We start from the raw sequence: 13,721 nt of genomic DNA, 5'->3' as shown, positions 1-13,721 counted from the left end.
GGATGCTCAGTCGTCGCCGCGGATCCCGGCCGTCGACTCGATAACGCTCAGCATCTTCTTGCTGAGCGCCTCGTAGAACATCGACAGCGGGAACTCGTCGTCCAGAACCTGGTCCGTGTAGCCCTTCGGAGGGCCGGCCAGCACCTCGTCCGGGAGCCCGCGAGCCCAGTTCGACGCCGGGTTCGGCGTGACCGTCTCGGTGAGCATTTCGTACGCTGCGAGCCAGTGCGCGACCTTCGGGCGGTCGATCGAACGCCAGTAGAGGTCGTTGATGCGGTCGCTGAGCGCGACAACGACCTCCGGAACGGCCGCCCAGTCGATCGTGAGCTGGGTGTCGGTCCAGTGCAGCACGTGGTGCTGGTGCATCCACGCGAACAGCAGCTGCCCGCCGAGGCCGTCGTAGTTGCGCACGCGGCTGCCGGTGATCGCGAACCGGAAGATGCGGTCGAAGATGATCGCGTACTGCACGAGGTGAGCGTGGTCGCGGATCTGGCGCTGCGCATCCGTCAGCACCGTATCCGGCAGTGCCGACAGCTCGTGTTCCAGTTTCACCGACTCGCGGAAGGCCGTCAGGTCGCACCGCAGCTCTTCGAGCGAGTACAGGAAGAACGGCATGCGCTGCTTGATCATGAACGGATCGAACGGAAGGTCGCCGCGCATGTGGCTGCGGTCGTGGATGAGATCCCACATCACGAAGGTCTCCTCCGTGAGCGACTGGTCGTCCAGCATCCGCGCCGCATCGGCCGGCAGCTCGAGCTTCGTGATCTCTGCTGCTGCACGCACCACGCGGCGGTAGCGCGCGGCCTCACGATCCTGGAAGATCGCGCCCCACGTGAACGTCGGGATCTCGCGCATCGCCACGGTCTCCGGGAACAGCACGGCGGAGTTCGTGTCGTAACCGGGCGTGAAGTCCACGAACCGGATGGGCACGAACAGCTTGTTGCCGTAGTCGCCCGCCTCCAGCTCGCCGATGAACTCCGGCCAGATGACTTCGATGAGAACGGCCTCGACCAGGCGGTCGGTGCTGCCGTTCTGCGTGTACATGGGAAAGACCACGAGGTGCCCCAGCCCGTCGGTGCGGTGCTGCTGGGGCTGGAACGCATTGAGCGAGTCCAGGAAGTCGGGTACTCCGAGACCTTCGTCGGACCACCGGCGGAAATCGACGACGAGCGCGTCGAGGTAGGCGCGATCGTGCGGGAAGAGAGGGGCGAGCACGACGATCGCAGCGACGATCTCTGCGACCTGCGCCTGCGCGGCGGCCTTGTCGCCCTCCTCTGCAACGGAGCCGTCCTTGACCTGCAATGCCTGCACGGCGATGGCGGCCGCCTTGAGGCGGAGCCAGGCCGGATGCGCAGCGACGTCGCGAGCGCCACGTGCGTCCTCGACGACCTCGGGCTCTCCGACAATTGCTTCCGCTTCGAACTGGGATACGGACTGTGACATGGCGAACCTCCCGTCGCGTGGTCGAGCCGCGGGCGCGGCGATGATTTCTGCGGGCGCCGTGAGGAACCCGTTTCGAGCCTAGCTGCGCAGGTCGAGCGTTTTCTTGCCGACATCTGCGAATAGTTGCGCCAGCGCGCTCCGCCGCGCACTTTTCCGCCGCCCGGGCCTCCTGCCCCGCCTCCGACCCTCCCCGGGACAGCTGGAGGCGTAAGTAGGCTCGCGGCATGAGCACAGCGGTTGAAGTGATGGATGCGCTCGCCGAGGTCTCCGACGCCGAAGATGCCGTCTTCCTGCAGCGGTACTTCAAGACAGGTCCCGGCGAGTACGGCGAAGGCGACGTCTTCATCGGAGTTCGGGTGCCTGCGACGCGCGCGGTCGCGAAGCGTTTCGCCGACCTGCCCCTCGACGAGATCGGAGCGCTGCTCGACAGCGAGGTGCACGAGCACCGGCTGGCCGGGCTCATCATCCTGAACCGGCTCTTCGACCGTGCGAGTCGCCCGAGGGCCCGCGACGACGAGCAGCGGGAGCGTCTCGCGGCGTTCTATCTGGCCGCCGTGCGCCGCGGACGGGTGAACAACTGGGACCTCGTCGACCTGTCTGCTCCGAATGTGCTCGGCGCATACCTCGTCGATCGCCCGCACGACCTGCTCTTCGCCCTCGCGGCGAGCGATGCGCTCTGGGAGCGGAGGGTGGCCGTCCTGTCGACTTTCGCGTTCATCGGGCGCGGGGACGCATCCACCTCGCTCGCGCTGGCGGAGCGCCTGCTCGGCGACCGCGAAGACCTCATGCAGAAGGCGGTCGGCTGGATGCTGCGCGAGCTCGGCAAACGCGTCGACCGTGCCGTCCTGGTCGGCTTCCTCGATGCGCATGCGGCCGCCATGCCCCGCACCATGCTCAGCTACGCCACGGAGCACCTGTCCCCGGCCGAGCGCGCCGCATATCGCGCCGCCCGCTGACCGGCACTGCCGCCGGGTCGTCACCAACTCCCTGTCCCGACGGATTTTCGGGTAGTTACTGTCGACCCGGCAAGCACTCGCCCTTCCTCGCGTCCGAGCGCCCCGTGGATCGCACGCTGCGCTTCGAGTCGGCGTTCTGGTCGATCGTGCCACCGGGCCCGTCTGAGATGAAGCCGAAGTTCACCTTCAACGCACGCGCCGACAAACTCATGGACAACGGGCTTTGGAAGACGTCGATGAAGTCGAGGCGGGGGATCATCCTCGCGAACCGCTACTACGAGTGGCAGGGGGAGAAGGGTCACAAGATCCCGCACTTCATCCACTACCCGGACGGCCAACTCATGGGCTTCGCAACCCTGTATTCGTGGTGGCGCGAGCCCGAACACCGCGGCAAGGACGACCACGAAGGATGGCACGTGACCTCGAGATCGTGACGTCCGATGCTGTACAGACTCTCGCTGAGATCCACGACCGAAATCCGGTGATCCTGCCGCAGGAGATGCAGTAGCCGCCGGCGTCGCCGAGGCATCCACACTCGAGGCGTACCAGGTCGACAAGCTGCCGTTCGGCGCAGACGGCCCCGAGCTCACCGGGCGAATCTAAGCTGCGCGAATGGAGCTTTGGTCCAGCTCACGGCGCGGCTGGACTTTGCTGAACGTCAGCTGGCCTGGCCGGGGAAGAAGATGGTTGGAAGCGTAGCGGCGGGCTTCTCAGCCCCTGGACCAGCCCGATTCCATCGCTGCCGGACATAGGTGGCCGCCAAGGACTCCGTTGGTGTCCGACCAGATCCGATCGGATCAGCCCTGAACGGCTTCGTGGCGTCGTCAAAATCGCGGCCACCGATCACGACGGGTGCGGTGTCGGGAAGGTCACGGAGAGCGAGAAACGTGTCCGCAGTTTGTGACATTTCTAGGTTTTCGCGTTATGGGGCAGACAGCGTTGTCTCTTTCCAAGTGATACGCCGGTTTGGCGTGCCCTAGAACCAGCGCGACGCACGACCCGAAGGCAGCATTGGACTGCGAGCTCTCCGGGTGGGTAACGCGGTCGGATCACAACGGAAGGCCCCAGATGAAACGTGCACGACTTTCCATTGCAGCAGCTACTGTCGCTATCGTCGCCATGTGCGGGGTCGGCGGAGTCGCCCATGCGGCAGCCCCGCGACCCTCGCTCGCCAGTAGCGCGGCCCAGGAGAAGAACAGGCTTCACGAGCGAACAGGCGAGGAGATCTTCCGAGCGCTCATCTTCGGGCAAGGCTCCCTCGCGAGAGAGCTCGGCCCGTTAGCGCCTATTCTCACTCAAACGCCCGAGGTCGCAGAGGTCGTCGACCAACTGTCTCGACACATCCGCGAAGCCGACGAATCGTTCTTCGCACGATTCGGGGGCTCGGTCATTAGCGCTGATGTCAAAAGGATCGACGGCGCGCTCCGCGAGGCCGGCGGCCGAATCGCAGACTCCTTGCAAGCTCTAGGACATATCGACGCTACGGGTGCGACCGGGGCTGCGATGTCTTCACGATTCGCGGCGATTCAGGTCGTCCTCTTCGCAGTCGCCGGGCTCGTCGTCGGAGTGGCAGCAGTTCTCGTCACCGCCGCGGTCGCGACGCAAACAGTGATGTATCCAGCGCGTACCGGCAGTAGTGGGCCAGTGGGGGTCAGCTTGAGCTACGAGCAGTGGGTGGCTGACATTGCCAGAGCGTTCAGCTGATCTCGCCCTCACTGACACTGCTCCAGTAACTTCGCCGTATCGTTCAGGCGTCGTGCTCGCTGTACTTGGGGCACTGTGGGTCGTGGGTGCCCTCGTGGTCTTTCACACCAACCAAGAGGACAACGTCTTGACATCGCAATGGCAGCGCACATTACGCCCTGCGGTTCAAACGATCTCGCCGCAACAATGGGCGTTCTTTACGAAGTCGCCACGCGAGCCTTCGTACGAACCATTTGTGTTGAACGACGCACGCTGGCGCTCGGGCGCCCTCTTCCCGCATAGCCGCTCCGACAACCTATTCGGTTGGGATCGTCAATCTCGCGCCCAGGCGATTGAACTCGGAATGCTGTACGCAGATGCCGAGAGCACGCAGTGGCACGTGTGCGCCGACAGCGGTACCGTCGTGTGCCTGACTGCAGCGCTCGCAGACTCGCGTTGGCCCACGACCACAAATATGTCTCCTGAGCCAACCCTCTGCGGAAAGATCGGCCTTGTCGAGCGAGAGGTCACACCGTGGGCGTGGGCAGGACTGACTCCAGGCGAGAATACATCGCGCGTTCTGCTGCTGGAGGTCGAGTGCTGACGTATTGGTTGGCCGCCGACCGCTGGGCGAAAACGCCGGTATGGTCGCCTAATGTCGGTTTGGCGAGAACGCTCGTCATGCTCTCCGGCTTGGGAACCCTCGCCTCGAGCAGCACGAGCACGCTTCTCAGGCCCGCCGCCGGGCTGTCATATCCTCACTGCAGTGGACCGGCCGAGCTAGCCAGTTGGTGTCTAGTCGGTCCCGAGCACTTCGAACTGATTCGTTGGGTGAGTTGCGCGATCCTTCTCGTCGCAGCCATCGGCATCTACCCGCGCTTCACCGCCATCCCGGCGTGGTGGGTATTGTTCAGCACGCAGGCTGCCGCGACAACAGTCGACGGGGGCGATCAGATCGCCGCGAACCTCGCTTTGCTGCTCATTCCCGTGTCCCTGACGGACGGTCGGCGGTGGCATTGGACAGCGAACTCGGCTCTGAGCGGCCCCACTCGTACGCTCGTCGCCAAGACGGCGCTCTTCGTGATCGCGATTCAGGTCTCCTATATATATCTGAACGCGGTTCTGTCGAAACTCAGCGTGCCCGAGTGGATCGATGGAACCGCCGTCTACTACTGGATGCACGATCCCATGTTCGGACCGAGCGAGCCATTGCGCGAAACGATCGCAGCCATGGTCCTCAACCCGTGGCTCTTGGCAGCAGCGACATGGGGCACGCTCGTCATCGAGTTCGCCCTGGGAATTTCTCTCCTGCTGCCGCGCGCTCTCCGATGGCCTTTCCTCGTCGCGGGAGTGGGGCTGCACATCTCAATCGCGACGGTCATGGGCTTGTGGAGCTTCGCGTTCACGATGGTAGGAGGGCTCATCTTGCTGCTGATTCCGGGAGGTAACGTCGTCGCACAGGTACGGCGCCGCGTGCGCGCGGGGCTGGCGCGGATACCCGTCCGGAGGCGCGAGTCGATAGGAGACAGACGTGCGTGAATCGACGCCGACCCGCCGCGTCGCGGCAGTCGCTCTCTGCTGGTTGCCAGTCGTGGCCGTCATCGCGAGCTGGCTCCTCCTGCGTGAGCGGCTTCCGGAGGAGATGGCGACACAGTGGAGTGGGAGGAAGACGTCTGGGTACACCGCATCCGTCGTCGTGGTTGCGATCATTCTCGGCGTAGCGTGCAGCGCTGCACTTTCCGCCACGTTCGTTCGCCGTAGACGCGTGGTCTTCCTCGCCGCGGGCTTTGGTGGGATGGGCGCCCTGGTCTGGTTCGTGTTGGCGCTCGCCAACGCCGTTCAACCTCCGGATGTCGGTGGCTGGGGACTCCTGACTCCCTTCGCGTTCGCGTACGGGTTCATCCCTTCCTCCGTGATCGGCCGCGATGCCGAGGTGTCGGTCGAGGATGCACACGCCACGGACGAGGAGGGCGCCGTCGTTGAAGCGGACGGGCCGAGCGAATCCGTCACAGTGGAGGACGCTGTCGTGTCGCCGGTCTCTGCGGTCGGCGCCACGGCGCTCATTGGGGGAGGGCTGTTCTGGGGCGGAGCGGCAAGCACTGTCGAATGGTCGTCGGTCGTGCTCGTCGTCTGCGGGCTGATCTTTGCGGAGTTCGCGATTCTGCGGGTGCGGCTAGACGACCGGCGATTCCGCGTCTGCGGCCTGATCCCTGGGCTTCCTCTATGCTCGATCGATCGAAGGCAGATCGACGACATCAAGTCCGCCTGGATCTCCCCGACCCACTGGTGGGGATGGGGCTACCAGGTCGGAACGACTGGTGTGGGACTGATCGCGCGGAAAGGAGCTGGCATCACGGTCCGCCACAACGGCCAGACTCTCACGGTGAACGCACAGCGCCCAGGACTCTTCATCGCTGCACAGCGATCAATGCGGTGAACTTCCGATCGCAGGCAGCCCAACCCCTGTGGCGAACAACGCACGCATCCGGCGGGTGATGAGCCACCTTGCGGGCACCTCGCCGGGCCCCACCCGCCCAGGCTCGACCTCAGTCGTCGACAACTGCGCGACCATGGACGCGCGCGGGCGGAAGCCAGTAAGAGTCTCGGCGAAGCCTCCCTCGGGAGCAGTGGCGCCGTAGAGCAAACCAGCACCGGGGACGTCGAAACGATTGCCGGCGTGTTCATTCATGGCGTCGACTGGGTTGATCCGTGAGAACCTCAGCGGCGGATCAACTCGCTCTACTCACCAAAGCGGCGAGGGTGCGGCAACCAAGACGAGTTCAGACGGCATTGACGAACGCCCGGGCGGCGGCCATGGCCAACCACCGCGAGCGTCCCGCGGACGCTGCAGAAGCGTGGTCGGCCGTCAGTTCAAGCAGCCGCGCATTCGTAGGACCAGCGGCTTCCAGATAGCTCTACAGCGTTGACAACAGGGCATCCCCGCGAGCGAGAACGTCGACGCTCCAGCCGAACACCGTGAGGACCGAGCGTCGACGTGGCGGGCCGCCTTTGATCGCTTTCGACCATCGAACATAGACAACACCAGCCGGACCGAACTCTTTGGCGTGCGGGTTGGGGCAAAGGTCTTCCAAATCCAGCATCCGTAGCTCCCGTCGGCGCAGACCATATGCGTAGGCGATTTTGAACGCTGTCGCGTCCCGCTGCGCAGGTAGCCAGCCCTTGCTTGCCCTCGAAATCCTCCCCGCCTGTGACCGGATCGCTTGGTCGGTGACGCTGTTCTGGGCGGGGAAAGCCCACACCAACCCCGTGGTGGCGTCGAGGGTCCGCCACAATGGGGAGATGACCAGAACCGTGCGGGGCGCCCGAATCCTCATCACCGGTGCGGCCTCCGGTATGGGCCGGCTGTATGCCGAGCGGGCGGTGCGCGAAGGCGCGCGCGCCGTCGTCCTCTGGGACAGGGATGCCGAAGCCCTCGACCTCGTCGCCACCGAATTGCGCGCCATCGTCATCGCCGACCGCGAGGAATCGCCGTGGGGAGCGCCCGTGCGTTCCCCCAGCTCGGCTGCGGGGCGGCCGGTCACGACCATCCACCCGTTCGTCGTCGATGTCGGCGAGCTGGGTGCGATCGCCCAGAACGCCCAGGCCGTGCGGCGCGATGTCGGCTCGATCGATGTGCTCATCAACAACGCGGGGATCGTGCGCGGCAAGTATTTCTGGGAGCACGACAACGGCGACGACACCCGCCCGACGATGCAGGTCAACGCCCTCGCCCCGATGTACATCACCCGTGAGTTCCTTTCCGGGATGATCGAGAGTATGCGCGAGGCGCGCATCGTGAACATCGCGTCGGCGGCCGGAACGGTCGCGAACCCGCGCATGAGCGTCTACGCGGCGTCGAAGTGGGCGGTGATCGGGTGGAGCGACTCGCTGCGCCTCGAACTGAAACAGCAGGGTTTCGGTCACGTCAAAGTGACGACGGTGGCGCCCAGCTACATCGCGACAGGCATGTTCGAGGGTGCCCGCGGTCCGCTGATGACCCCGGTCATGGATCCCGCCTACGTGGTCGACCGGGTCTGGCGGGCGATGCTCGTGGGCCGGCCGATGCTCCTGCTCCCGTGGACGGTGGGGCTCGCGAAGGCGGTGAAGGGAATCCTGCCGACGAAGGCATGGGATGCGGTGGCCGACCGCGTGTTCGGCATCTACACGACGATGGACGGCTTCACCGGCCGCAACTGAGGGTGCAGCGCGAAGGGGAGACGATGGCGAAGGTGCTTTTTCACGCGACGACGTCGCTCGACGGTTTCATCACCGGCCCGCGCGGTGCCATGGACTGGGTCGGGCCATTCGTCGGAACCCCGAATCCTGCCGTCGACGAGCTGATGCCGCGCATCGGAGCGCTGCTGATCGGAGCCAACACGTTCCGTGGCGGCGAGGCGACGGATGCGCATCCCGCCTCCAGGCCCGAAGGCGCACCGTATGGAGGCGCCTGGTCGGGACCCATGTTCGTGCTCACCCGCGACCCGGCCGAGCCGCCGGTCGACGGCTATACCTTCGTCGCGGGCGACCTTCGTGATGCGGTCGAGGTGGCCAAGGCGGCGGCCGATGGTGGGTATGTGGTCGTGCTGGGTGCGAAGACGGCGCGCGGATGCCTCGAGGCAGGGCTGCTCGACGAGGTGCTGCTTCACCTCGCCCCGGTGCTGCTGGGCGACGGCGTGCGGATGTTCGACCGGGCCGCGGGCGCACCGGTCCGGCTGGAGTGGATGGAGCGCTCCACGGCGGGCGACATCGAGAACCTCTGGGCGCGCGTCGCCTACTGAGCGTTGCGTTCCATCCAGCCGAGCAGCACGTCGGCGAACTCGTCCGGATGCTCGACACTCGGCAGGTGCGCCGTGTCGCTGAAGATATAGCCGTCGGCAGTCGGGATGCTGTCGAGCAGGTACGCCTGCTGCGCGAGCGCCTCGGAGAGGTCGAATTCGCCCACGGTGACCAGGGCGGGCACCTCGATGTCGACGACGCGGTCGAACGCCGGAGGCTCAAGAGGGATGGCGACCGGCGCCTCGCCCCCGTGTTCGGCGTTCGGGAGGTTCAGTTCATAGGCGAGCTCGACGAACCGGGGGTCGAGGTCGTCGTTGTTGCGGGTCGGGCCGATCGTCCACAGTTCGACGTTGAGCCGGGAGAGCAGGTGCCAGTCGGCGGCCTTGTAGGCGTCGTCGCAGCGGTCGAACAGTGCGTCCTCGGTGTCGGTGAGCTCGGTCACCGGGAACCCGCTCGGACCCGAGCCGATCGTCACCAGCCCGGTCACGCGCTCCGGGCTTTCGAGTGCGAGATCGATCGCGATGCGTCCGCCGCGCGAGCATCCGATCACGAGCGCCTGCATAACGCCGAGGTGATCGAGCAGGTCGCGCGCATCCTGCCGGTCGGAGAATTCGACGTTCTCAGTGGTCGTACGGCCGAAGCCGCGTGTGTCGAATCGCACGACGAAATGGTCGATGGCCAGCCGGTCCACCAGCGGATCCCACATGCGAAGGGTCGCGACCCCGGCATGGATGAGCAGCACCGCCGGGGACGAGATGTGACCGGCCGTCTCGTAGTACAGGGATGCGCCCGGAACGTCGAGTGTCGGCATGCTTCGAGCCTAGCGAGGGAGCCGCCGCCGGTGTCAGCCGAAGATCATCGGCCGGTCGTCGTCGTCATCGTGCGGTTCGAGATCGAGGTCGACCACGACGGGTACGTGGTCGCTGGGGGCCTGCCCCTTGCGTTCGTTGCGATGGATGCTCGCCCCGCTGACGAGGTCGGCGAACGGCTTCGAGCCCATGATGAAATCGATGCGCATGCCCTCATTGCGTGGGAAGCGGAGCTGCTTGTAATCCCAGTACGTGAAGCCCTCCGGAACGAGAGGACGGACCACGTCGCTGAGGCCGATCGTCTCGAACGTCTCGAACGCACTGCGCTCGGGCGGGGAGACATGTGTTGAGACGCCGGGGATGACGGTGGGGTCGCCATTGTCGGAATCGAGTGGTGCGATGTTCCAGTCGCCCATCAGGGCGAGCGGCTGGTCGGGCTTTTCGGCGAGCCAGCGCTGGGTGTCGGCGGCGAGCGTCGCGAGCCAGTCGAGCTTGTATTCGAAGTGTGGATCGTCGAGCGCGCGACCGTTCGGCACATAGAGGCTCCAAAGCCGGATGCCCGCCACGGTCACCCCCATCGCACGCGCCTCACGCGGCTGGTCGGGACCTTCGACGCCCTTCGCGAAACCGGGCATGTCGGGAAAGCCGATCTCGACGTCTTCCATCGGGAGGCGGCTCGCGAAAGCGACCCCGTTCCACTGGTTGTGACCTTCGATGACGAGTTCGTATCCCGCATTCTCGAAGGCCTCCACAGGGAACTGCTCGGGCTTGCATTTGATCTCCTGCAGGGCGAGGACATCGATGTGTTCCCGTACCAGCCAGTCGACTGTTCGCACGAATCGGGCACGGATCGAGTTCACATTCCAGGTAGCGACGCGCATGACCCGATGCTATCGATTACCCCCGACCTCTAGAATCGTGGACGTGACCGACGCACGACAGCAGCTCATCGACTACATTTCGGCCGACGCCGTCTTCCATGGAGACTTCACGCTCACCAGCGGCAAGAAGGCGAGCTATTACGTCGACCTGCGCAAGGTCAGCCTGGACCATCGCGTGGCCCCGCTCATCGGCCAGGTCATGATCGACCTGATCGCGGGTATCCCCGACGTCTCCGCCGTCGGCGGGATGACCATGGGCGCAGACCCGGTCGCCGCAGCAATCCTGCACCAAGGCGCCGCACGGGGACTCGCCTACGACGCGTTCGTCGTGCGCAAGGAGCCGAAGGACCACGGCCGGGGCAAGCAGGTGGAGGGGCCGGAGCTCGCGGGCAAGCGTGTGATCGTTCTCGAAGACACCTCCACGACGGGCGGTTCGCCACTCAAAGCCATCGAAGCGCTCGAGAAGGTCGGCGCGATCATCGCCGGGGTCGCCGTCGTCGTCGACCGCAACACCGGTGCACGCGAGACGATCGAATCGGCCGGCTATCCCTATTACGCAGCCATCGGGCTCGCGGACCTGGGGCTCGAATAGTGAGCGACCCGCGCGACGGCGACGGCGCCGCCGACCCGGAATCCGGCGGCACGCCTGACGGCGGCGCGCCCGACGGGGTGAGCGGGTCTGACCCCGAAACCACAGAGCCCGACTTCGGCAGCTCGGACTGGTTCTACCACCAGCTGAGTGGCGGCCGTCGCCGCGCACGCGAAACCGAGGCCGCCGCCGAGACGGGTGCGACCCCGGATGAGGCGGCGGCGTCGCCGGTTTCGGGAATTCCACCGACGCAGGCGATGCCCATCGTGCCGCCGGTGCCGGGAATGCCACCGACGGAGGCGATGCCGGTCGTGCCGCCGGTGCCGGGAATGCCACCGACGCAGGCGATGCCGGTCGTGCCGCCGGCGCCATCGTCGTTCGACCCGCCGATCGCTGAGCCCGCCGTTCCGTCCTTCGATCCGCAGTTCCCCGACGTCACGAGCCCGCTCCCAACACCGGAACCTCCGCCCGCCGCCGGTGAGTCGATCGCGCCGTGGAGCATCCTCGACGTTCCCGTCACGTCCGCCGAGCCTCCGGAGCCCGTCTCGCAGGAGCCGAAGCCGCAGACAGGGCCGATCTTCGAACCCGGCGAACCATTCGTCTGGGGGCTGAAGCCCGGGGTGGGTTCCGACCCTCTCGTCGCCGGCACGGCCGCCGTGCCGGCCGTGCCGGCCGAACCGTCGCTTCCCGTCGCGCCGGCGGAGCCGGATATGCCTGAGGCCGCACCCGCGGGGGCTGCACCCGCTGGGCCGGAGCTGCCGGAGCCCGCGAGAATCGAACCTGCACTGCCGGAGCCGATCATCCCGCCGCCTGCGGCGCCCGAATCGATCGCCTCGCCGGCCGAGCCGGCACCCGACGAGTTCACGGCCCCGACCGCGGCGTTCCAGCCGCCGGTTTTCGACGTTGCGCCGCCCGTTCCGCCCGTTCCGCCTGTTCCGTCGGCTGCATCTGCTGAGCCGGCCGCGGGCTCCGGTGGTTACGATCCTGCTGCACCCCATACGCCCGCACCGTGGTCCCCCGCGCCGCTCGTGCCGCCCCTATTCGTTACTCCGCCCGTCCAGCCGGAATCGCCGGGCGAGCCGACGCCGCCGCCGTCCCCTGCCCAGGGCGAGGATCCCGCCGCTGAGACGGGTCAGCCGGAAGGCTCCGGTTTCGATGAGAGCCACGGCCTGGCGGCCCTTCTGGGGATGTTCGAAGAGGACGAGCCAGAGACCGGCCCCTTGGACCGTCCAGTGGCCGGCACGCCCGCAGAATCGGACGCGACGCCCGAAGGCCCGACGGAGACGACTCCGTCGACGGCCCCGGCCTTCTTCGAGCCTGCGCCGCTCGTGCCGCCGACGTTCGTTCCGGCCGTTCCGCCGGTCGCGGCGCCAGTTCCGCCGGCCGAACCTTTCGTTCCGCCGGTCGCGCCGACCCCGCCGGTCGAACCTTTCGTTCCGCCGGTCGCGGCGCCTCTTCCGACGGTCGAACCTCCCGTCGCGCCCCCGGTCGCGCCGACCCCGCCGAGCGTCGAAGGCCCCCGCTTCCCGGCAGTGCCCGGCCTCGCGACGGCGGCGGTCATCGGAGCGGCCGGCGACGGCCCACCTCTCGGCCTTACTCATGAAGCCGCTGCCGCATCCGCTCCCGACGAGGATGACGACGAAGGGATCGACGACCTCGCCGGTGCTCCCTATGACGAGACGGCCGCACGTGCCGCTGCGGCGGATACCGACACCGTGCTCATGGACGCGACTGCCCTCGATGCAGCGCTCGCGGATGCGGACGAGCCGGCCGCCGAACAGGCCACACTGCTCATGGGAGCGCTGCCCTCGCCTGCCACCCAGGCGCTCGACGCGGAGACCCTCGCCGACGCATCCGAGCCGATCGGTGCGATGGCTCCCGCATCCGCCGCCGCTGCCGCAGCCGCGGCCGGACCGGACGACGTGCTCCCGACGTCGCGACGTTCCCGCGACGGATCGGCTGGCGGCACCCCGCCGGGAGGGCCGCACCGCACCAACCGCATCCTGTTCTGGGTCGCCGGCGGCATCGTCGCCCTCCTCATCCTGATCGCGCTGTTCGTCTTCGGCACCCGGCTGCCCAGCATGATCGCTGCAGATACGCCGGCACCGACCGCGACCCAGACCAAGGTCGCGACACCCACCCCGACGCCCACACCCAAACCGACGGTCATCCCCAAGCCCGCCGGCGCACAGCCGGCCGGTGTGCATGCGTGGTCGACCCTGGGCGGAGGGGAATGCCTGCAGCCGTTCACGACACCGTGGGCGGAGACGTTCACGGTGGTGGACTGCGCCACCCCGCACGCGGCGCAGATGGTCTACACCAACCTGTTCTCGGCCGATCCGGCTGCGCCCTACCCGGGAGCGCAGGCTCTCGCGAACCAGATCAACCTGCTCTGCACGAAGCCGGGCGTGGTGAACCTCCAGGCGGCGAGCGCCTACCCGGACCTCCAGCTGCAGGGCACGTACCCGGCCACCGCCCAGCAGTGGACGAGCGGCCTCCGGTCGTACTACTGCTTCGCGAGCCGGTCGAACGGCCAGCCGATCACCGGCTCGGTCGCGGGCCCCGGCCCCCAGGGCTGAGCCCG

13 protein-coding genes are annotated in these 13,721 nt (G+C 66.9%); 10 read left to right on the top strand and 3 right to left on the bottom strand.

From position 1 onward, the window contains the following. Positions 1-6: 6 nt before the first annotated feature. Positions 7-1,443 (bottom strand): DUF6421 family protein, encoded by a 1,437-nt coding sequence (locus ACPPVQ_RS18430; RefSeq protein ID WP_426516616.1) that lies wholly within the window; start codon positions 1,441-1,443, stop codon positions 7-9. A 224-nt stretch (positions 1,444-1,667) separates the two neighbouring features. Here ACPPVQ_RS18430 and ACPPVQ_RS18425 point away from each other — a divergent pair, with 224 nt between their 5' ends. The 8 genes from ACPPVQ_RS18425 to ACPPVQ_RS18390 all read left to right on the top strand — a co-directional run bounded on the left by ACPPVQ_RS18425 (position 1,668) and on the right by ACPPVQ_RS18390 (position 8,860). Next, positions 1,668-2,399 carry a DNA alkylation repair protein gene (locus tag ACPPVQ_RS18425; RefSeq protein ID WP_426516614.1) on the top strand — a complete coding sequence of 244 codons (732 nt, stop codon included), beginning with the start codon at positions 1,668-1,670 and terminating at the stop codon, positions 2,397-2,399. Continuing rightward, complete coding sequence (locus ACPPVQ_RS18420) at positions 2,381-2,833, top strand: SOS response-associated peptidase family protein (protein ID WP_426521323.1); 453 nt, start codon at positions 2,381-2,383, stop codon at positions 2,831-2,833. Before ACPPVQ_RS18425 ends, ACPPVQ_RS18420 begins: the two co-directional genes overlap by 19 nt. 634 nt (positions 2,834-3,467) lie before the next feature. After that, on the top strand, positions 3,468-4,103 hold the full coding sequence (locus tag ACPPVQ_RS18415) for a hypothetical protein (RefSeq protein WP_426516613.1): 636 nt from the start codon (positions 3,468-3,470) through the stop codon (positions 4,101-4,103). Between the two features lie 52 nt (positions 4,104-4,155). Then, on the top strand, positions 4,156-4,686 hold the full coding sequence (locus ACPPVQ_RS18410; RefSeq protein WP_426516611.1) for an SdpA family antimicrobial peptide system protein: 531 nt from the start codon (positions 4,156-4,158) through the stop codon (positions 4,684-4,686). Continuing rightward, a complete protein-coding gene (locus ACPPVQ_RS18405; protein ID WP_426516609.1) occupies positions 4,617-5,621 on the top strand; it encodes a sporulation-delaying protein SdpB family protein in 1,005 nt (334 codons plus the stop codon). The genes ACPPVQ_RS18410 and ACPPVQ_RS18405 overlap by 70 nt, the downstream gene beginning before the upstream one ends. After that, on the top strand, positions 5,614-6,519 hold the full coding sequence (locus ACPPVQ_RS18400; protein WP_426516607.1) for a hypothetical protein: 906 nt from the start codon (positions 5,614-5,616) through the stop codon (positions 6,517-6,519). Before ACPPVQ_RS18405 ends, ACPPVQ_RS18400 begins: the two co-directional genes overlap by 8 nt. A gap of 863 nt (positions 6,520-7,382) precedes the next feature. Then, entirely contained in the window at positions 7,383-8,279 is an 897-nt protein-coding gene (locus ACPPVQ_RS18395; protein WP_426516605.1) for an SDR family NAD(P)-dependent oxidoreductase, read from the top strand. Between the two features lie 23 nt (positions 8,280-8,302). After that, positions 8,303-8,860 carry a dihydrofolate reductase family protein gene (locus ACPPVQ_RS18390; protein WP_426516603.1) on the top strand — a complete coding sequence of 186 codons (558 nt, stop codon included), beginning with the start codon at positions 8,303-8,305 and terminating at the stop codon, positions 8,858-8,860. Here the strand turns inward: ACPPVQ_RS18390 and ACPPVQ_RS18385 are convergent. Then, positions 8,854-9,669: an alpha/beta fold hydrolase gene (locus ACPPVQ_RS18385; protein ID WP_426516601.1), complete on the bottom strand. Its 816-nt coding sequence runs from the start codon at positions 9,667-9,669 to the stop codon at positions 8,854-8,856. The genes ACPPVQ_RS18390 and ACPPVQ_RS18385 overlap by 7 nt on opposite strands. 33 nt (positions 9,670-9,702) lie before the next feature. Continuing rightward, a complete protein-coding gene (locus ACPPVQ_RS18380; protein WP_426516599.1) occupies positions 9,703-10,548 on the bottom strand; it encodes an exodeoxyribonuclease III in 846 nt (281 codons plus the stop codon). 43 nt (positions 10,549-10,591) lie between these two features. On the opposite strand from ACPPVQ_RS18380, the gene pyrE reads away from it, so the two are divergent. Continuing rightward, positions 10,592-11,140 (top strand): orotate phosphoribosyltransferase, encoded by a 549-nt coding sequence (pyrE, locus tag ACPPVQ_RS18375; RefSeq protein WP_426516597.1) that lies wholly within the window; start codon positions 10,592-10,594, stop codon positions 11,138-11,140. Continuing rightward, positions 11,140-13,716: a hypothetical protein gene (locus ACPPVQ_RS18370; RefSeq protein WP_426516595.1), complete on the top strand. Its 2,577-nt coding sequence runs from the start codon at positions 11,140-11,142 to the stop codon at positions 13,714-13,716. Before pyrE ends, ACPPVQ_RS18370 begins: the two co-directional genes overlap by 1 nt. Positions 13,717-13,721: the final 5 nt, after the last annotated feature.

Origin of the sequence: Leifsonia sp. McL0618 (assembly GCF_049994905.1) — a bacterium.
GTDB lineage: Bacteria > Actinomycetota > Actinomycetes > Actinomycetales > Microbacteriaceae > Diaminobutyricibacter.
This window is presented reverse-complemented; position numbering and strand designations above follow the sequence as displayed.